18 protein-coding genes are annotated in these 20,115 nt (G+C 66.7%); 5 read left to right on the plus strand and 13 right to left on the minus strand.

All coding sequences use genetic code 11. The features are described from left to right. Positions 1–20: 20 nt before the first annotated feature. The 3 genes from A5784_RS28875 to A5784_RS28885 form a co-directional block, all read right to left on the minus strand. Positions 21–863 (minus strand): aldo/keto reductase, encoded by an 843-nt coding sequence (locus A5784_RS28875; RefSeq protein WP_064948350.1) that lies wholly within the window; start codon positions 861–863, stop codon positions 21–23. Positions 864–947: 84 nt separating this feature from the next. Next, a complete protein-coding gene (locus tag A5784_RS28880; protein ID WP_064948288.1) occupies positions 948–1,262 on the minus strand; it encodes a hypothetical protein in 315 nt (104 codons plus the stop codon). Between the two features lie 86 nt (positions 1,263–1,348). Then, complete coding sequence (locus tag A5784_RS28885; RefSeq protein WP_064948289.1) at positions 1,349–2,704, minus strand: cation:dicarboxylate symporter family transporter; 1,356 nt, start codon at positions 2,702–2,704, stop codon at positions 1,349–1,351. 109 nt (positions 2,705–2,813) lie between these two features. Between A5784_RS28885 and A5784_RS28890 the strand changes: the two genes are divergently transcribed. Further along, on the plus strand, positions 2,814–4,412 hold the full coding sequence (locus tag A5784_RS28890; protein ID WP_064948351.1) for a sensor histidine kinase: 1,599 nt from the start codon (positions 2,814–2,816) through the stop codon (positions 4,410–4,412). After that, positions 4,409–5,104: a response regulator gene (locus A5784_RS28895; protein WP_064948290.1), complete on the plus strand. Its 696-nt coding sequence runs from the start codon at positions 4,409–4,411 to the stop codon at positions 5,102–5,104. Before A5784_RS28890 ends, A5784_RS28895 begins: the two co-directional genes overlap by 4 nt. Positions 5,105–5,186: 82 nt before the next feature. On the opposite strand, the gene A5784_RS28900 is transcribed toward A5784_RS28895, so the two are convergent. Continuing rightward, positions 5,187–6,287, minus strand: coding sequence for an MmpL3/TtfA transport complex stabilizer (locus tag A5784_RS28900; protein WP_232006279.1), 1,101 nt, complete (start codon positions 6,285–6,287; stop codon positions 5,187–5,189). A 503-nt stretch (positions 6,288–6,790) separates the two neighbouring features. Between A5784_RS28900 and A5784_RS28905 the strand changes: the two genes are divergently transcribed. Beyond that, a complete protein-coding gene (locus tag A5784_RS28905) occupies positions 6,791–7,516 on the plus strand; it encodes a DUF3060 domain-containing protein (protein WP_064948292.1) in 726 nt (241 codons plus the stop codon). Between the two features lie 3 nt (positions 7,517–7,519). On the opposite strand, the gene A5784_RS28910 is transcribed toward A5784_RS28905, so the two are convergent. The 7 genes from A5784_RS28910 to A5784_RS28940 form a co-directional block, all read right to left on the minus strand. Continuing rightward, a complete protein-coding gene (locus tag A5784_RS28910) occupies positions 7,520–8,293 on the minus strand; it encodes an amino acid ABC transporter ATP-binding protein (protein ID WP_064948293.1) in 774 nt (257 codons plus the stop codon). Next, positions 8,290–9,768 (minus strand): amino acid ABC transporter substrate-binding protein/permease, encoded by a 1,479-nt coding sequence (locus A5784_RS28915; RefSeq protein WP_232006280.1) that lies wholly within the window; start codon positions 9,766–9,768, stop codon positions 8,290–8,292. The genes A5784_RS28910 and A5784_RS28915 overlap by 4 nt, the downstream gene beginning before the upstream one ends. An 83-nt stretch (positions 9,769–9,851) precedes the next feature. Beyond that, positions 9,852–10,736 (minus strand): NHL repeat-containing protein, encoded by an 885-nt coding sequence (locus A5784_RS28920; RefSeq protein ID WP_064948294.1) that lies wholly within the window; start codon positions 10,734–10,736, stop codon positions 9,852–9,854. A 1-nt stretch (position 10,737) separates the two neighbouring features. Beyond that, positions 10,738–11,466 (minus strand): esterase, encoded by a 729-nt coding sequence (locus tag A5784_RS28925; protein WP_082945138.1) that lies wholly within the window; start codon positions 11,464–11,466, stop codon positions 10,738–10,740. After that, on the minus strand, positions 11,444–11,884 hold the full coding sequence (locus A5784_RS28930; RefSeq protein WP_064948295.1) for a DUF6636 domain-containing protein: 441 nt from the start codon (positions 11,882–11,884) through the stop codon (positions 11,444–11,446). Before A5784_RS28930 ends, A5784_RS28925 begins: the two co-directional genes overlap by 23 nt. A 34-nt stretch (positions 11,885–11,918) precedes the next feature. Further along, positions 11,919–12,674, minus strand: coding sequence for a glutamate racemase (locus tag A5784_RS28935; protein WP_064948296.1), 756 nt, complete (start codon positions 12,672–12,674; stop codon positions 11,919–11,921). Continuing rightward, positions 12,671–14,611 carry a methyltransferase domain-containing protein gene (locus A5784_RS28940; protein ID WP_082945140.1) on the minus strand — a complete coding sequence of 647 codons (1,941 nt, stop codon included), beginning with the start codon at positions 14,609–14,611 and terminating at the stop codon, positions 12,671–12,673. Before A5784_RS28940 ends, A5784_RS28935 begins: the two co-directional genes overlap by 4 nt. Before the next feature lie 89 nt (positions 14,612–14,700). On the opposite strand from A5784_RS28940, the gene A5784_RS28945 reads away from it, so the two are divergent. Beyond that, complete coding sequence (locus tag A5784_RS28945) at positions 14,701–15,837, plus strand: BTAD domain-containing putative transcriptional regulator (RefSeq protein WP_064948298.1); 1,137 nt, start codon at positions 14,701–14,703, stop codon at positions 15,835–15,837. On the opposite strand, the gene A5784_RS28950 is transcribed toward A5784_RS28945, so the two are convergent. Further along, positions 15,825–17,279 (minus strand): serine/threonine-protein kinase, encoded by a 1,455-nt coding sequence (locus A5784_RS28950; RefSeq protein WP_082945141.1) that lies wholly within the window; start codon positions 17,277–17,279, stop codon positions 15,825–15,827. The two genes, A5784_RS28945 and A5784_RS28950, sit on opposite strands and share 13 nt — an antisense overlap. 176 nt (positions 17,280–17,455) lie before the next feature. Between A5784_RS28950 and A5784_RS28955 the strand changes: the two genes are divergently transcribed. After that, positions 17,456–18,535, plus strand: coding sequence for a D-2-hydroxyacid dehydrogenase (locus tag A5784_RS28955; protein WP_197514908.1), 1,080 nt, complete (start codon positions 17,456–17,458; stop codon positions 18,533–18,535). A gap of 95 nt (positions 18,536–18,630) precedes the next feature. Here A5784_RS28955 and A5784_RS28960 read toward each other — a convergent pair whose 3' ends face one another. Next, positions 18,631–19,962, minus strand: a complete 1,332-nt coding sequence (locus tag A5784_RS28960) for a hypothetical protein (RefSeq protein ID WP_064948299.1) — start codon at positions 19,960–19,962, stop codon at positions 18,631–18,633. Between the last annotated feature and the right edge of the window lie 153 nt (positions 19,963–20,115).

Consider the following 20,115-nt stretch of genomic DNA (forward strand, 5'->3'; position numbering starts at 1 on the left):
GTTCGCACGCTAGGCCCGCGTCAGGATGGGATCCGGTCGAACGTGTCGGGGTTGGGGCCGGTTCGACCCGGTTCGCCGCGGTCCAGAGCGGTGATCGCCGCCATGTCGGGGTCGGTCAGCTCGAAGTCGAACAGCTCGAAGTTGGACCTCACCCGTTCTGGCGACACTGATTTCGGAAACACGATGTCGCCGCGCTGAATGTGCCAGCGCAGCACGACCTGCGCGGGAAACCGGCCCACAGCGTCGGCGATCCTCGTGACAACCGGATCGTCGAGCACCCGGCCTTTGGCGATCGGCGACCACGCCTCGGTCGCGATGCCGTGCTCTCGCCCGTACGCGCGCACCTCGTCGTTGGTGAAGTACGGATGCACCTCGATCTGGTTGACCGACGGCACGGTGTCGGATTCTTTGAGCAGCCGCTCCAGATGTGCCGGCTGGAAATTCGATACCCCGATGCTGCGGGCGCGTCCGTCCCTGGCGAATTCCTCGAGTACGTGCCAGGTCGAGACGAAGTCGCCGTCATACAGCATCGGCAGCGGCCAATGGATGAGGAACAGGTCGACGTAGTCGGAGCCGAGCGCACCGAGTGTGTCGTCGAACGCGCGCCGGGCGTCGTCGGGCCGGTGGAATCCGTTGTTGAGCTTGCTGGTGACGAACACGTCGCCGCGGTCCAAACCTGCATCGCGGATCCCCTGACCCACTTCGCGTTCATTGCCGTACATCTGAGCGGTGTCGATGTGGCGGTAACCGACATCCAGGGCGACCTTGACCGCCGCCGCTGTCTTGTCCGGCTCGATCTTGAACACACCGAATCCCAACTGCGGGATGCGGGTGCCGTCGTTCAGTTCGATCGGCGCATTCATCGGTGGAAATGTCTTGCTCGTGACCATGACGTCCAGCGTGCCCTGTCCCCGCTTTCGCTGCCTATCCGGGATCCTCCACCCGCGTCAGTGAGTGCAGTCCAACGACACGGTGATGGTGCGCCGCACCACGATCGGGACGAGGTCGAAGTTCTTCTTGCCGTTGCGGCCGATGCTCTCGACCCGTACCAGCCTGGTTTCGGTCTGGGGATTGCGCACGCTGGTCACCGTGCACTGCTCCAGTGGAGCACTCCCGATCCGGTCGATCGTCACGTCGAAACCCTCGGCCTGCAGCTCGCCGATGGTCACCACTGCTGATTCTGCCGACGCCACCGCTGTCGGCGTTGCCATGATTGCCAGTACCGCCCCCGATACGGCCAGCGCTACCGATGTTGCTCGCATACCACTGTCACGACGACGGGGCCGCCACGGTTCACAGGAAACGTGAAGCCCGGCCGGAGAATCCGGCCGGGCTTCCGCGTTGCGGGCTAGCTATGCGCCGCTACCGCCACGGGCGCCGCGTGGTTGTCGACCATGGTGAGTTCGTCGAAGGGATCCCGGCCGCCCAGCACCGCGTCGACCTTGGCTCGGTCCACCGTCTTGGTCCACGAGCCGACGAGCAAGGTGGCCACCGCATTTCCGGAGAAGTTGGTCACGGCGCGCGCCTCGGACATGAACCGGTCGATGCCGACGATCAGGCCCACACCGTCCAGCAGCTCGGGGCGGTGACTCTGCAGCCCGGCGGCCAAGGTGGCCAGACCGGCGCCGCTGACGCCGGCTGCGCCCTTGGAGGCGACGATCATGAACACCAGCAGCGACACCTGCTCGCCGATGGACAGCGGGTCACCCATCGCGTCGGCGATGAACAGCGACGCCATGGTCAGGTAGATCGCGGTGCCGTCGAGGTTGAACGAGTATCCGGTCGGCACGACGACACCGACGGTGCTCCGCTCGACGCCCAGGTGTTCCATCTTGGCGATCAGCCGCGGCAGTGCCGACTCGGAGGACGACGTCGAGAAGATCAACAGGTACTCGCGGGCCAGGTAGCGCACCAGCTTGAAGATCGACACTCCCGACACCACGCGCAGGAGCGTGCCGAGCACACCGAACACGAACACCGCACACGTCAGATAGAAGGCGAGCATCAGCGTCAGGAGTTGGGTGACGGCGGTCCAGCCGGTCTGCCCGACGACGTTGGCGATCGCACCGAACGCGCCGATCGGAGCCAGCCACAGGATCATGATCAGCACCTTGAACACGAGCTTCTGCAGATGCTCGACACCGCGCAGGATGGGCTCGCCCGCGGTCCCCATCGCCTGCAGTGCGAAACCGACCAGCAAGGCGACGAAAAGGGCTTCCAGCACGTTGCCGTCGGTCAGTGCCGAGAACAGGGTGGTCGGGATGATGTGCTGGATGAAGTCCATCAGGCCGCCCGCCTCGTGGGCCTTCTCCGCCAGTTGCGCGCCTTGCCCGGCGGTCTTCTCCGACAGATGCATGCCCGAACCCGGGTCGAGCAGATTACCCACCAACAGGCCGATGGCCAGCGCAATGGTGGACATCACCAGGAAGTAGACGAAGGCCAGCCCACCGATCTTGCCCACGGTGGCGGCTTTGCGGACCGAGCCGATGCCCAGCACGATCGTGCAGAAGATGACCGGGACGATCATCATCTTGATCAGGTTGACGAACATCGTCCCGAGCACGCCGACGTCTTTGCCGATTCCGGGTGCGATGAGCCCGACCGCGACACCGGCCACGACCGCGACGATGACGGCGATATAGAGCCAGTGGGTGCGGTCTCGTCGGGTCTTCGGTTCGGGGTGTGGGTCCAAGGTGGTGCTCATCGGTACCTCCGGGTCGACATCGAATGTGCTCTGCAAGTAGGTTCGCCCATGACGTGAGCCACGTCACGCATAAGTTCATTTAGTTCAAGCTGGGGCGGAAATCGTGCGGTTGAGCAGGTGGTGGCCGCGGTCGCTGGCCGGTCAGGCGATCGCCCTGCAGGTGATCGTGGTCGCCGTCGTGGTGCTGGCCGGGACCGCACTGGCGCTGCTCGACGCGCGACGCGACGGCGATGCCGCCGCACGCCAGCAGGTCGTCGGCATTGCGACCGCCCTCGCCGATTCCCCGTCGACGGCCGCGGCCATCCAATCAGGAACGGCGACACAGGTTTTGCAGCCGACGACCGAAGCGGTGCGCAGAGCGACCGACATCGCGTTCATCACGATCATGGCGCCCGACGGCACCCGCTTCACCCACACCGATCCCAGCCAGATCGGCGGCCACTACCTCGGCACCGTCGAACCCGCGTTGCGCGGTGAGACGTTCAGCGAGGTGTACACGGGAACGCTCGGCCCGTCGGTGCGGGCGGTCGCTCCGGTTCACGGCAGCGACGGCCGCATCGTCGGACTGGTCTCCGCAGGCATCACCCAGCAGACCCTGGCGCAGCGCTGGCGAGCGCAGATCCCGGTCATCGCTGCGGTAACCGCTGGGGCCCTGGTGGTTTCGTCACTGGGGGTATGGATGATCCGGCGCAGGTTGCTCCGTCAAACCCACGGCCTGCGGCCCGACGAACTGCGGGTGATGTACGACCACCATGACGCGATCCTGCATTCGGTGTCCGAGGGATTGATCGTGCTGGACCGCGACGGCGTGGCCCTGATCAACGACGAGGCGCGACGGCTACTCGGTGTGCCGCCCGGGCCCGTCAGCCAGTCCGACCTGCCGGACTTTCTGCGTACTCGCGATCCGGGTGTGCGTGACGAGGTGCACGTCACCGATGACCGGGTGCTGGTGGTGAACCGGTCCGGGGTCGTGGGCTCGGGGATCGACACCGGTGGGCAGGGAATCGGTACCGGCGGGCAGGAGCGAAGCGACCGGGGAATCGGTACCGAGGTGGTCACCATTCGGGATCGCACCGAATTGCAGGGCGCCCTCGGCGAACTCAGTTCCATGCAGGTGCTGGCGGATTCTCTGCGGGCACAAGCACACGAGTCGGCGAACAAGCTGCACACCGTGATCACCTTGGTCGAGATGGGACGTCCGCAGGACGCGGTCCAGTTCGCCACCGAGGATTTGGAACTGTCGCAACAACTCGTCGACCGGCTGTCGCACGCGGTGCACGAGCCCGCACTGGTGGCGCTCTTGCTCGGCAAGACCGCGCAGGCCGACGAACGTGGCATCGCACTGACGATCACCGAGGACACCCAGTTGCCCACCGACACAGTGCTGTCGGGCCAGGAGATGGTCACGGTCGTGGGTAATCTGATCGACAATGCGATGGACGCGTGCGACCGCGACGATCCGTGGGTCGAGGTCACGGTGAGCCAGGACGACGACGGACTGCTGATCCGGGTGGCCGACAGCGGCCCCGGTATGGACGCGTCGACATTCGAAAAGGCCATGCAGCGTGGGTATTCCACCAAGCCGGGTGACACTGCGGGCCATGGTCTGGGATTGGCACTGGTGGCTCAGGTGGTCAGAAGGCACGGCGGAGCGATACAGGCCGACGTGACATACGGTTCGGTTGTCTCGGTGACGTTGCCTCTATGAACGATATCCACGTCCTCATCGTCGAGGACGATCCGCTGATCGCCGAGGCACATGCTACGTATCTGGCTCGGCTGGAAGGGTTTTCGACGGCGGCGGTGGTGCACACCGCACGCGACGCGATGCGCACGGCAGCCGAGGCGGCAGCGTCGGAGCGGCCGATCGATCTCGTGCTGCTTGACCTCGGATTGCCCGACGCCAGTGGAATCTCGTTGGCCTCGGGTCTGTCAGGGCTGCGCCCGGCGCCCGACATCATCGCCATCACCTCCGAACGCGATTTGGAGATGGTGCGGGCCGCGGTAGCCCATGGCGCATTGGCGTACCTGCTGAAGCCGTTCACATTCGCGGCCTTCCGCGATCGACTGGAGCGCTACCGCCGCTACCGGACGGCACTTCCGGCCGGCACGGACGCGGCCAGCCAGGCCGAGGTGGACCGAGCTCTCGGGGAACTACGGGTTGCCCCGAACAAGACTGCTTCCCCGAAAGGGGCGGCGCCGCAGACCACCGACGAGATCGCCCGCGCGGTGCGCGACGACCCCGACGGGTTGACCGCGGACGAGGTGGCCAAGCAGGTCGGGGTGTCGCGGGTGACGGCGTGGCGCTACCTGGAGCGGCTCGCCGACGGTGGAACCGTCACGCGAAGCACGGAGTACGGCAAGACCGGCCGACCCAGCACCCGTTACCACTGGCGCTGAGTCCCGCCGAGCAGACGTAAAGGTCCCGCGACACCGGCGTGTCGAGGGACCTTTACGTCTGCTCGCGGAACCCGCGGGGTTCCTAGACTGCGATGGGTTCGCGTGCCGGTGCGGCAAGCTCCCGCACGGCCGGCGCCGAAGCCAGCTGTGAATACAGCGCGGGCAGCTCGGCCGCGACATCGAACGCGTTGACGTGGCCGGCGTAGTCGGCGATGAAGACCCGGCCGCCGTCGGCGCGCACGGCGACCGCGGCGGGCTGGGCGTTGACGTCGACGCTGCCGATGATCTCGCTGGTCAGGGTGCACAGCACGCTGACGCGATCGTAGTCGACGATGTAGGCGCGGGTGGCATCCGGGCTGAGCACCAGCTGCGTGGGTGCTCCGCCGACGCCGATGGTTCCGAGGACCGTGCCCGCGGCGGTATCGATGACGTGCACTTCACCGCGGTACTGCAGATCCGAGGTCAGGGCGTAGGCGATGCCGTCGGCGCCCAGCGCGATGTCGCGGACCGGAGCGCCGATCCACACCGTGGATTCGACGTGTGCGGTTTCGGTGTTGATTGCGACCAACCGGCTGCCTCGCGGACCCGAGGTGGCCGCGTAGAGCCGCTTACCGGTGGAATCGACCCGCAGCGCGTCGAGGTTGACGCCCTCACCGCTGGCGATGTCGATGGTGCCGACCCGCTCGGCGGTCACGTCGATGACGGCGACGTCGATGCGGTCGTGGCCGCTGCGACCGGCGAACACCCGCTTGCCGTCCGGGCTCACAGTCAGCGCGGTCACGGTCATGGCCAGCGGATACTCGGCGAGCACGGCACCGGAGATGGTGTCGACGACGGCGATCGAGTCGCGGCCCGCCGAGGCGATGCTCACGTAGGCACGGTCGTCGGCCGCCGCGACCGCGAACGGCTCGCCACCGAGCCGGACCGAACCCACGACCCGCAAGGTGTCGGGGTTGATGACGGTGAGGCAGTCGCTGCCGTAGTTGGTCACCACGATGGTGTCGCGGTCGGCATCCACGGCGATGTCACCGATGGGGCCACGTTCGACTTCCACCAGACCGGCCCCGTCGAGGTCGTCGAGGGCGCCGTCGAACGCGACGCTGCCGGCCGCATTCTCTGCAGCAGCGGCGTCACGACGAAGCAGATTGCTGATCGCGCGCAAGAAGTTATTTGCCATGGTCATCGGCACCTCCGCCGGCATGGCGTTCACCGGCTCTAGATTCCAGGGTCTGACTGCGCCAGGCTGGCGCGGTTGGATCGAGTCTAGCGACGAAAATGAGCGCCCTTCATCATCAGCTCGGCGCCCCGGCCAACTGCCGAGCCATTCTCTCAGGCTGCGCTTAGGAAATTCTTCGTTACGGCGTCGTTATGTTTCGGTAGCAATACATTGCACGTCAGTTACCAGCTACGACGCCGCCAGCGGCTATCGCCCCTCTGACATCGCGCAATGGTGCTGACGAATTGCTCTCTTACCATTCCCCCTAAAAATGAGCGATAAATCACACTTCGACACGCCAGCAAACTTTTCGAATCGCCAGGCGACGGCAAGTGGGCGTACCGGCCGGCTCCATGTTACGACTGGGAAAGCTGAGGCCGCATGGGGCAGATGTTCGCTGAGCGTGACCCGGCTCACACCTGCATCGTCAACCGCCCGCACCTGCGCGCCGCATATGCGAGCATCACCGCATGGACCCGCAGGACGATCCAGAGGCCCGCATCCGGGACCTCGAACGCCCGCTCGCCGACGCCGCCTACGCGTCGGAGTTGGGGAGCGGGTCCGGCACCCCGCCGCCGACCCAGCCGTGGACCGCCGATCAGCAGTACCCGCCGCCGACCTACAGCGGCCAACCCCCGGGCCAGTTCCCGCCGACCTACGGCAGCGGTTATCCGGGCCAATACCCCGGCTATCCCCCGCCGCCGCAGCGCGGCTCCGGCAGTGCTGTGCGCGTGCTGGTGATCGTGGCCGCGATCGGGTCGTTTCTGGTGGCCGGTGGCGTCGCGGCGTACCTGATGTTCGGCACCTCGCAGAACACGGGCTCCAGTAGCACCACGACCAGCCGCGCTACCAAGACGACGGTCCGCACCACTCAGACGGCCATCGCGCCGGCGCCCCTGCCACCCACGGGCTCGACGAGCCCGGGAACGCCCGGCGAGCCGGTCACCGTGACAGGGATCAACGAGAACCGCACCATCGCGTGCACCGACAACGCCGTGATCGTGCAAGGCATCCAGAACACCGTGACCATCACGGGGCACTGCACCAGCATCACCGTGTCGGGCATCCAGAACACGATCACCGTCGATGCCGTCGACACCATCGGGGTTTCCGGGATGGAGAACCGGCTCACCTTCCACTCGGGCGAACCGCAGATCTCCAACTCCGGCTCGGACAACACAGTCGAACAGGGCTGAGACTCACAGCACCTTCGACAGAAACTCCTGCAGCCGTGGATGTTTGGGGCTGTCGAAGACCTCGGCCGGGGTGTCGTCTTCGACGATGTTGCCGTCTGCCATGAAAATTACCCGCGACGCCACTTCCCGCGCGAAGCCCATCTCGTGGGTGACCACCACCATCGTCATGCCTTCTGCAGCGAGTGTGCGCAGCACTTCGAGGACGTCGCCGACCATTTCGGGGTCCAGCGCACTGGTGGCCTCGTCGAACAGCATGATCGACGGGCTCATCGCCAGCGCCCGCGCGATGGCGACGCGTTGTTTCTGGCCGCCGGACAGCGTGGCCGGCTTGACGTGCGCCTTCTCGGCGAGCCCCACCTGGCCCAGCAGATCCATGGCCCGCTTCTCGGCGGTGGCCTTGTTCATCTTCTTGGTCAAAAGCGGTGCGAGCGTGACGTTCTCGATCACCGTCATGTGCGGGAACAGGTTGAAGTGCTGGAACACCATGCCGATGTGCTGACGGACCTTGTCGAGGTCGACCTTGGGGTCGGTCAGGTCGTAGTCGTCGACCACGACCTTGCCGTCGGTGATGTCCTCGAGCTTGTTGAGGCACCGCAGGAACGTCGATTTCCCCGAGCCGGACGGCCCGATGACGCAGACCACCTCACCCTGGCTGATGGTGGTGTTGACGCCGTCGAGAACGACCAGGTCGCCGTAGGCCTTCTTGAGGCCCTCGATGCGGATCTTGACGGTGCCTTCGGGTTCGGCCGCAACCGATTCCGGGACGAGGTGGGTCATTTCACGAGTCTTTTCTCGAGTCGGTCGGAGAGTTTGGTGAGCGCCATGATCACGATGAAGTAGATGATGCCGATGATCAGCCACATGTTGAACGACTGGAAGTTGCGGGCGATGATCAGCCGGCCGGTCTGGGTGAGTTCGGCGATACCGATCACCGACAGGATCGAGGTGTCCTTGAGGGTGATGACGAACTGGTTGATGTAGGACGGGATCATCGTCCGGATCGCCTGCGGCAGAATCACCTTCCGCATGGTCGGCAGGTAGCCGATGCCCAGGCTGCGGGCCGCTTCCATCTGTCCCTTGTCCACCGACTGGATGCCGCCACGCACGATCTCGGTCATGTACGCGCCGGCGTTGAGCGACAGCGTGATGATGCCCGCCGTCATCGCCGTCATCTGGAAGCCGAGGGCGGCCGGGATACCGAAGTAGATGAAGAACGCCTGAACCAGAAGCGGTGTGCCACGGAAGATGTCGACGAACGTGGTGCCGATGGCACGCAACCATATCGACCTCGAGACCCGCAACAATCCGAAGATGATGCCGAGCACCAGGGCGATCGCGATCGAGATGACCGTCAGGATGATGGTCATCTTCAGGCCGGCCATCAGGATCGGGAAGGTGCTCTTGAGCAGGCCCAGGAACGAGTTGTCGTTCTCGGTCGCACCCTTGCCGAGGTAGGTCTCGATGATCTGGTCGTAGCGGCCCGAGGCCTTTAGGTTCTTCAGGCCCGCATTGAATTTCGCGAGCAGTTCGGCGTTCTGGCCCTTGTTGACCGCGAACCCGTAGCTCGATCCGCTCTCCTTGGGCGTCACGGTCTTGAATCCGTTGCCCTGCTGGATGCCGTAGTTCAGCACCGGGTAGTCCTCGAAGACCGCCACCGAATTACCCGTGCGCACCTCGTCGAACATTGACGACGAATCGGCGAACGACACGATGTCGAACCCGTACTTGTCCTTGATGGAGGCCGCGAATTGTGCCCCCTCCGTACCGTTCTTGACCGCGACGCGCTTGCCGCGCAGGTCCGAGTACGACTTGATGTCGTCGTTGGTCTTCAGCACGGCCATCTGGACACCCGATTCGAAATACGGATCGGAGAAGTCGAATACCTTCTTGCGTTCGTCGGTGATGGACATTCCGGCGATCACCCCGGCCGCCTGGTTGGCCTGCACGGCTTGCAGCGCGGCGTCGAAGCCCAGCGGCTTGATGTCGACGGTGAAGCCCTGGTCCTTGGCGATCTCTCGCATCAGATCCATGTCGATGCCCACCAATTTGCCCTGCGCGTCCTGGAATTCGAACGGGGCGAACGTGGTGTCGGTGGCGATGACATAGTGCTCCCCGGCCGCCGAGGCGGGCGCGGTGAGACACAGTGCGATGCCGATCAGCCCGACGAACACGGCCGCGACGACGGCCGTGAGTCGGGGCAAGGGCCGTGGTGCCCGCGTGATGGCGCGGCCCGGCGAGGGGGTGACTCGCATATTGCCTCCGATCCAGATGCGACGGGCCTCACGCTATCGTCGCGACGGCTCTCCGCGGGTGATCTCGGGCCGATCGCTCCGTGTCATCCCCCAGCCAGTCGCAGAACCCGCTTGTCGGCGCCGTCGGCGACCAACACACTGCCGTCGCCGGCGATGGCCACGGCGCGGGGAGCCGACAATCCGCTGAACGGCAGTGGCGTTGGGGTGTTCGCCCCGGGCTTCAGCTCGTATACCTGGTTCTCACCGGTGACATACACGTCGCCTGCGGCGTCGACCGCCACCTCACCGAGCCCGCTGACGTCGGTGAACGGCAGCGGGGTGGGGAGGCTCGTACCCGGCTCGAGCTTGAACACCCCCTTGGCCGGGTGGGCCACATCGCCGGTGTCCGCGACGACGTAGACGTCGCCTGCGGTATCGACCGCCACCCCTTCGGGCTGGTGCAAACCTGGGAACGGCAGCGCGGACGGTGCATTCGCGCCCGGCGCCAGCTTCCACACCCGGTCCACGTCACCGCGGCTGTGCAGGCGTTCCACGGTCTCGGCTCGATCGGTGACATAGACGTTTCCGGCCGTATCCACCGCAACTCCCGCAGGGTTGCCGAGATCGCCGAACGGCAGCACGTGTGGCGCCGCCGCGCCGGCGGGCAGCGTCCACACCCGGCCCAGGCGGTCGGTGACGAACGCGTCACCTGCGGCGTCCACCGCCACGTCCTCGGGTCCGGTCAGGTCGGGCAACGGCAGCGCCCTCGGCGAATCGGCGCCGGCCGGCAGGGTCAGCACCCGGTTGGCGAAGGTATCGACGACGTACACCGTGCCCGCACCGTCCACCGCGATACCGCCTGGTTGGGTCAGCCCGTGGATCGGCACCACATCCTGTCGAGGCTCGGCGTGCGCGAGGGGCGCGAGTGCCGTCGTCGCCATCAGCGTCGCGGCGACGAGGCCGACGAATCGTGCGCGGTCGGTGCCCATTTCAGGCCAGCACCGAGGCCAGCTCGGCGCGCGACACCGAGATTCGTTGTGGCCCGTCCACTTGCGGCAGCAGGAGACCCTGGGCGAAGAAGAAGATCACCGCGTCGTCGGTCAGCGCGAAGTTCTGGTACGCCGTGTCGTCAAGGCCGCTGATCCAGTCCGGGCCCTCAGCGGCCCGATCCCCCAACTCGCGCTTCACGATCGGTGCCAGCAGCTGCGCGACGTTCGTTCCGGGACGGAACAATGTGGCCAGGGTGATCGGCGCCGACTGGGTGACGTCGTAGTTGAACGCTCTGAACGTCCCCACCGGGTGGGCGCCGAAGTCCGAGCTCAGCGCGAAGACGAGGCTCTGGGTGGTTGCCGTCTGATACGCGGTTCCCGAGATCGCCAACACATGGCGCCCCGGGTTGCGCATCGGATCGTGTTCGGCGGCGTTGACCCATTCGTCGCGGGTGTGTGTCACGAAGTCCTGCACCGGTTCCGGATCGGGGTAGCCGACCGGAAAGCTGATGTCCAGGGTGTAGTCGGGTGTGCTGGTGTGGCTGGCGCACACCTGATCGGCGCCGACCGTCCCACCCAGGTCAGCGCACAATGGCTGCGCGCCGGCGATCGGCGGCGCCGCCCCGAGCAACAGCCCGACCGTTGCCACGACTGTCTGCAGGTGTCGCCTCATCTCAGGTATTCCCTTCTCCGGCAGGTTGATCGGGTCAGCCGAGCTCGAGCGCTTCACGCGACAACCGCAGATAGTGTCCGGTGCTGCTGTCGGTGCATGACATCCGCGCCGGTTCACTGTGGCAGACGATCGGCCCTGCCGAACGGCTTTGGCCGTATGCCAGCGTCGGCAACCCGGGAGCGAAGTTGGTGTCGCCGTGGCAGTGCACGACAGGAGCACTGCCCTGTTTGATGCTGACCCGGTCGCCCCAGCCCAAGTGGCAGTCGGCGGGCTTCTGGGGCGGGGTGTAGCTGTAGTCACGGATTTCACATTCGGCCCCGTTGGTGCCGTCGAAGCTCGTCGACACCAGGCAGGTGATGTTCCCCGACGGGGTGATGAACGTGGACGATGACGGGCAGGCCTGCGCGGTTGCCGGAAAGGCAATGCAGGCTGTGCCGGCGGCGGCGAGTGCGATGTGGCGCCAAACTGTGGTCATGGCACAAGGCTGCGGGATGCGCCTTGCGGAATTCTCAATGCGCTCTTGTGGCTCGCAGTTCAGTGGCCCACGCCGTGGCCGCGCCGCGGCGCATGGCGTCGGGATCACCGGTAGTGAGGTAAGTGCGGGCGGCCAACCCGGTACCAGCGCGGGCTTGCGGATGGCGTTGGGCCACAGCAGTGGCGAAGCGTTCGGCCGGATCGAGTAGCACGACGTCGCCGAGCACATCCGAAAACCACGGGCTCGCAGCCGGATAGTGCGTGCACGCCAATACCAGCGCCTGCACGTGGCGCAGCGGCGCGACGATAGACCTCAGGTCGGCAAGGAACTGCGGTGACCCGAGCCGCCCCGCCTCGATGTGTGCCGACAGCGGCTGGGCGACCCGCGACAGCACCGCCCGGTCGGGCCGAGCCAGCCCGCGCCGGTAGCACCCGCTCGCTATGGTGCGGCGGCCGCCCACTACGCCGATCGGGCCACCGATCCCGTCGGGCACTGACGCCACCCCGTGCCCGATGATGCCTTCCACCGGGATCGGCACCGATCTCAGCCGTGCCGTGACCGTACTGGCGGCGTTGCAGGCCAACACAACTTCGGTGGCGCCCCGTCGCGCGAGCTCAGTGACGACGGCGGTGAGGCGTGCGGCCAGTTCGCCGGTGTGCATCCGGCCGTACGGTGTGACACCGGTGTCCGACCAGTACAGCACCGGCAGACCTGGCGCCAGGTGATCCAACGCCCGCACCAGCCCGACACCGCCGACACCCCAGTCGACGATGCCCAGACACGCGTTCACGGGTACGTGAGCGGGGCGGTGCGCCCCTTGGGAAGCGGGCCGGAATCGAATGCCACGACCCGCTGGGTGGACGTCGCGGTCAGTAGCTCAACCCCGGTCCCGGGAAACCGGCTGGCGAAATACCACCGGTATTCGTGCTCGGCACGGATCGGGTTGCGCGCCAACATCTTCAGCCAGTCTGGATGGGTGGTCAGGGCGGTCAGGTCCGCGGCGAACTGCGGTCGGGTACGGCGGGTCTGCAGGTGCGAGACCGCGGACCGGACCAGGACCGGCCACTCCCGCACCCGCACCGGCTGGGCCACCATGTCGACGACCCACAGCCTGCCGCCCGGCGCGAGCACCCGGCGGATCTCGGCCATCACCGGATCCCAGTCCAGATACCGGAAGGACAGAAATGAGATCACCACGTCGAACTGGTCGTCGGGCACATCCAGCTCCGGGCCGTGCACCTGCTGAAAACGGAGCCGACGACTGTCTTTACTGCGCTCGCGTGCCCGGTCCAGCATCGGTGCCGAGGTGTCCACGCCCACTGCGAAATCGATCAAGCCGTCTTCGTCCAGAGCTCGCAGCAGAGCCCCAGTGCCACAACCAATTTCGAGCACGCGCAGGCCGCGGCCGAGCTGCGCCCTGACCTGTGCGGCGTGCTGCGCGATCCACCGCCACTCCGCGCCGCGGACCCTGATGTCGACATAGGCGCGGTCGTACAACTCTGCGACCGGATCGTAGGTGCCCACCGGCTGGCTCGCGCCGAACCCGCCTGCCGGATCACACTGCACCAGTGGCTGTGCCGCGGCGCCGAGATACTTGCGCGCCGAACCCGTCCAGCCGTGCGATCTGTGCCCGGGGGTGTCGATCAAATAGAGGTTCTGGCGCGCGGCCGGCCGGCGACCCGCCCACGCGAATCGGTCGCGGCGCGCGGACACCGTGGTGTAGTCGCGGTTTCCGAAAGCCGTCACCCCGAACACATCGGCGAAGAACGGCGCGAACCAGCGGGCAGTGCGGCAGGCGTGGAAATACGCCCGCCCGGCGGCACTGAACGGAATCGCCATCGTCCGCCACTCGTGCGGCGAGAATTGCTCCGGCCACTGCGTCGAACCGAACATCGGCCCGTACATCCCGGAGTGGCTGATCAAGTGCAGCTGACTGATCTCGCGGCCGCCGTCGGCCAGGTGTCGCATCGCATCGGTGAAGTCCGCCTTGTGGTTCAGGCCTGTGACGACGACGTCGGCCTCGGGATTGGCCGCACCCAACTCACGGGCCATGGTGGCCGCGGCCGCGGCGAACTCCGCTGAGCCGCCGCGGTAGTGGGTGGTGTGCGCCACCCAGATGACCGGCCGGGCGTGCCGCGCAGGCGCTACGCGTGCGAACGGGATCCGGGCATGGTCGCCTTCGGGGATCCAGGCTCCGTAGTTGCCGACGAGCTCGAGCACTTCGCGCCGCTGCAGATCGAATACCCGCATGCTGTTGGCCGGCGGGCTGTAGAAATGCAGGCTCAGCCCGCCCTCGGGAGCCATCATGTCGTGGATCACCTCGCTGGTGATGCCGGTGACCGCGCCTGCAGGCAGCGTCTCGCTGTGAGTGACGACGAGGTCCTGGCCGTCCCAGTCGAACCGCCGCTCCACGAACGTGCCCTCCAGCAGGATCACGAAACCTCCTGCCCCACCGTGATCGTGGGGTGCGCAGCGCTGCCCCGGACGCCAACGGGCGAGCATGATCTCGACCTCGTCGTCCACTCGTAGGACCAGGCGGGAGTAGGGCTCACCCGCGTGCGCGGTGAGGGCTGCCGCAGCCAACTGCGGGCGGGACTGCGCGACGCGGGCCAACAACGCGGGGTCGGGCACCGTGCCACGGACGGCGACGGCCGCCAGTGTGTCGAACATGGAAGCCAGCCCGGCGAGTGGATCTCGCTGTACCGGCTGGGGCGCGATGGTAGTCATGTCGTCAGGGTGCAGGGCAGTCCTTGTGGGATTCTCAATGCATCGCACGGGGAGGATCTCGTCGATCAGCGGGAGGTTACGAAAGCGCGATGGGGATAGCTCGACTCGGGTTCGGCCTCTTGGGACCGCTGATGCTGACGGTCGACGGGACGCCCGCGGCGCTGGGCACCCCGAAGCAACGCGCAGTTCTGGCCGTCCTGTTGATCAACCGCAACCGGGTGGTCAGCATGGACGCGCTGATCGACGCCGTCTGGGACCAGAACCCGGTGCCCGCGGCCCGCGCGACCATCCACACCCATGTGTCCAACTTGCGCCGCGCGCTGGGCGGCGAATCCCCGTCGGTGTTGGCCAGCGCGGCGCCGGGATACCGGCTGTCGGTCGCCGCGGGCGACTGCGATCTCGACCGGTTCGTCACCGAAAAGGCCGCAGGCCTGCGCGCCGCGGCGGACGGGCGATTCGAGCAGGCCACCAGACACCTGTCGGCTGCGCTGTCCGAATGGCGCGGGCCTGTGCTTGCCGATCTACGGGCCTTCACCTTTGTCGATGCCTTCGCCGCCGCGCTCGCCGAAGACCACGTCCTGGTGCAGACCAGCCGCGCCGAAGCCGAGATCGCTTGCGGACGCGCCGCGACGGTGATCAGAGATTTGGAAGAGCTTGCCGCCGAACATCCTTACCGCGAACCGGTGTGGGCCCAGCTGATGACCGCCTATTACGTGGCGGAACGGCAGTCCGACGCCCTCGATGCCTACCGGCGGCTCAAAACCGTGCTGGCCGAAGACCTGGGCATCGATCCAGGGCCCACCCTGAGCGCGTTGCACGCACGGATCCTGCGGCAGGAACGTCTCGACATCAGGCAGGCTGCGATGGCCACCGCCGTCCGGACCGTCAGCGGCGGCCGCCCGACGGGCGGGCCGGGGGCTGCGGTCGCCGTGTTACGCGATGCCGCCGGGCGGCAGTACCCGCTGCAGCCGGCGGCCACCCGGATCGGGCGCCTGCCCGACAACGACATCGTGCTCGACGACGTCGACGTCAGCCGCCACCACGCGGTGATCATCGACACCGGAAGCAGTTTCGTGATCACCGACCTGAGGTCGGCCAACGGTATCGAGGTGCAACACCAGCGTCTGCAACCGAGCGCCACCCTCAACCACGGCGACCACATCCGGATCTGCGGCTACCGGTTCACCTTCGAAATCGACAGCGTCGCAGGCGATCACCACAGATAGACACGCGCGTTCTTCCCACCCGTGCAGGTGATCCAGCTGTCGCCGGGGAACTGCTGGCAGTGCATGAGGAAGTTCGAGCCGTCGCACAGCGCTCCCTCGACCTTGCTGCAGTCGACTGCGCCGGGAGCGGACACCGCGCGCGGCAATGGGCTGGCGTTGCCGTACTCGGCCCAGTAGGAGGTGAGCACGCTGTTGGTGAAAAGGCATGAGGTTTCGGGTGTTCCGCGGCCGGCATGGCTGCCGAACCCGGTTGCGGTGGCCGCCGTGAAACCCTGATCGCACGACTGATGCAGGCCGCTTTGATCGGGTCCGGTCACCAGCGGAGGCAGCGGGCCTGCGGGCGCAGGTCCGGCCGTGGACGTGGCGGCGGCAGGCCCGGCCGGCTGCCCCGGATTGTTCGCGAGCATGCCGATCACGATTCCGATGGCGCCGACGATCAGCGCTGCTGCGACGGCGATCACCGTGGGCAGCACCCAGTTGCGGCCCCGGCGGCCGGTATCGACGTCGCGCGGCTCCGGTGCCGGTAGGTCCCTCGTCATGGCAGGCGCTTCGGTGACAACCGTTGCGGCGTAGCGGCCCTGGGAGCCGGTGGCACCGCCGACCCGGGAGGTGGCGTCGGCCCCGCCCTGCAGGGCGCGCTGTGCGGCGCGGGCCAGACCACCTGCCGTCCCGAACCGATCGTCGGGATCCTTGGCCATGCCGCGCGCCACCACGTCGTCAAAGGCGCTGGGAACTCGGGGATTGGCGACGCTGGGTCGCGGCGGCGGCGCAGAGAGGTGTGCTGCGAACAGGCTCTCCTGGCTGTCGGAGGCGAACGGGATCTCGCCGGTGAGCGTCTCGTACAGCACGCATGCCAGAGCGTAGGAGTCCACGGCGGCCGTGACCACCTGGCCGGTAAACCGTTCGGGAGCCATGTAATTCAGCGTTCCGATCCGGGTGCCCGCTGTCGTCAACCGGCTGTCCCCGCGGGTCTCGGCAATGCCGAAGTCGACGAGGTAGGCGAAGTCGGCCGGAGTCACGATGATGTTCTGCGGCTTGATGTCGCGATGGATCAGGCCTTCGGCGTGGGCCGCGTCGAGCGCGGCGGCGACCTGGCCGATGATGGCCACCGCCCTGGCCGGCGCCAGCGGGCCGTGGGCGATCAGCTCGGACAGCGTCTGCCCCTGGACCAATCGCATGTCGATGTAGAGGCTGCCGTCGATCTCGCCCCAATCGTGGATGGGGATCACGTGTGGCTCCTGCAGGACGGCCGCTGCGTGAGACTCCCGTTGGAACCGGGTCCGGAACGTGGTGTCGTGGGAGTACTCGTCGGCGAGGATCTTCAGGGCGACGGTTCGCCCCTTCTCGGTGTCATACGCCTCGTACACCTCCCCCATCCCGCCCTTGCCGAGCATGCGCGTGATGGAGTACTTGCCGAAGGCCGTACCAACGCGCGCGTTCACTGCTGATCCCCTTGATCTCTCGGATACAGAGGCAGTATCGCTGCCGGGGCCTCACCGTGCAGTTATTTGCCGACCTCCAGCAAGCCGCATCGCACCCATGACAAACCGCTCGCGCCATGCAGGCAGGATGAGACCGAATTATCGTTCACGATGCCGAGAGGACAGTGGGGAGCACGATGACCGACGCAGACGACCGTTCCGCCGCCAGGCCCAGCCGACTTCGGGTGGTGGCCTCGACGCCCATCAGCGAGGAGCTGATCGAACGGATCGTCCGGCGCGAGCCCCGCGTCGACTTCGTGCGGGACCAGACGTTGTTGCCGCCGCAGCGGTTCGCGGGTGACCACGTCGGCGATCCCTCCTTCCGCCGCACGCCGGCGCAGCAACGGGCATTCGACGAGCTCGTCGATTCCGCGCACGCGCTCTACGGTGTGCCCGAGGAAAAGCCGGCGGCGCTCAAGCGCACGGTCGAACGCAATCCCGGGCTGTTGTGGGTCCACACCATGGCGGCGGGAGGCGGCGCTCAGATCAAGGCCGCGCAACTCACCGACGACGAGCTGGCGCGGATCCGGTTCACCACGTCGGCCGGGGTGCACGCCGAGCCGCTGGCCGAGTACGCGCTGTTCGGGCTGCTGGCCGGGGCCAAGACGCTGCCGAGGCTGTTGGCTCATCAGGCCGAGCGAGAGTGGTCCGACCGCTGGGAGATGGGACTGCTCAGTCAGCAGCGCGTGCTGCTGGTGGGTCTTGGCGGCATCGGCAAGGCAGTCGCGGCCAAGCTCTCCGCGTTAGGGGTCACCGTCGTCGGCACCAGCCGGTCCGGAACTGAGGTCGACGGTGTCGACGAGATCGTCCACCCCGACGATCTCGCGCAGGCGGCTGCCGACGTCGACGGAATCGTCGTGAGTCTGCCCGGCACCGCCGCCACCGACGGGCTCGTCGACGAGAAGGTCTTGCGGGCCGCCAAACCTGGGTTCACGTTGGTCAGCATCGGTAGGGGCACCGTGATCGACGAGCAGGCGCTGATCGCCGCACTTAACGACGGCCAGGTCGGGTTCGCCGCGCTCGACGTGTTCGCGGTCGAACCACTGCCCGCCGACAGTCCGCTGTGGAGCGATCCGAAGGTGTTGATCAGCCCGCATACCGCCGCACTGAACTCGGCTGAGGACCGGTTGATCGCGGATCTGTTCGCCGACAATGCCGGCAGGCTCCTGGGCGGCCGGCCACTGCGCAATCCCGTTGACACTGTTGAGTTCTACTGACGGCCGAGCTCTACTGACGGCCGAGCTCTACTGACGACAGTGGCCCCGTCCAGCGACAGAAAGCGGGCTGGACGGGGCCACTGCGGTCTCAGGGATTACTCGCTGCCGCCACCGGAGTTACCGGAACCGCCCGAGCTTGAGCCGCCGGACTTAGCCGAGCTGCCGGCTTTGGCGGAGCCGTCGGCCGCGCCTGCCTTGGTGCTCTTGCCGCCGAGACTCGATGCGGCGTCCTTGAGGCCCTTGCCGGCGTCCTTGAGTGCGCCTCGGATACCGTCGCTGACGTCCTTGAGCCGGTTGGCCTTTGGCGTAGCGGTGCCGGTCTTGCCGGGGACGGCCTTCGGGCTGCTCTTGGTGGTGCCGGTGTCCGCGGCCGGCGCTTCAGTGCCTGTGGAGGACTGCGCGTCGGTGGAGGTGGTGTCGGTCGCCGCAGGCGCCGTCGGACCCTCGGATGCGGCGTCCTTGGCACCGACCTCGGGCGAGGTACCGGTGGTCAGCTTCGCCTTGGGCGCCTCGATGGCCGGGGCCACATCGAGCGTCACGGTCTTGGCGGCAGGAACACTGGTGACATTGGCTTCGGCCAGCGCAAGCGTGGTCGTCGGCGTGATGGCTTTCGCCACCAGATCTCGCAGGCTCAGCAGCCCGGCGACGATGCCGTTCGGCCCGAGCAGGCCGGCGGCGTAGTCTCCCGCCAGCTTGTTGCCATTGATGACGGCCTGAGCCAGGTTGGGCCCGAAGCTGAGGACGGCATTCGCCACCTGCTCGGCGTTACCAGTCTTCAGTCCGGCGACGATGTTGTCCCCGGCGCCGCCCACTGCATTCGTGACGTCGCTGAGCACCTGAATCGGCGCGAGCAGCGGGCCGAGCAGGTTGCCCACGTTGTTCAGGCTAAGCATGTCGACGACTGCCAGCGCGTTGGCGATGGGCTGGCGCAGGGCGTTCTGGAAGCTCGTCCAGGCCTCGGGCTGCAAGAACAGGATGTTGACCACCGCCGTGACCACCGGCCCGAGCAGCGCATTCTGCAGCCCGTTGAGCCCGTCGGTGATCTGTCCGGCAGCCAGTTGCTGGATGGCCGCCTGCAACTGGGCCGGCGTTTCGGCGAACCCGTCGATGAGGCCACTGCCGAACAGCTGCGCGAAGTTCCCGACGGCCGCCGCGCTGGTCAGCTGATTTTTCACGATCTGCGACAAGATCGGTGCCGGGTCAGCGGCAATCTGGCCGCCGAGTGCCGAGACGTTCTGAAGTGCCTGCGCGAATACCGCGCCGAATTCCTCGACCGGGTTGACCAACGCCGACAGTTCGACCGCCGAAGTGTGTACCGCGGGCAGCTTCAAGTCGGGCATCGGCGGGGCCACCGGGCTCACCGCCACTGCGCCGATCGCGGCGACGGCTACACCCGAAGCGAGATACGAGCGAACAGCTAGCTCCACAAAAACTCCTTTGCCATGTCATCCCCCGGCCGATCAACTTACCTGACAGTAAGTTAAATGCAAGCCAAAATCGCATGTCAACGCGCTGCTTTCATTGCATTCGCGAGCATTTTGCCGCATAGGCGATGGTTTTCGTAGTTAGCTACTAATTGG

Source organism: Mycobacterium sp. 852013-50091_SCH5140682, assembly GCF_001665685.1.
Lineage (GTDB): Bacteria > Actinomycetota > Actinomycetes > Mycobacteriales > Mycobacteriaceae > Mycobacterium.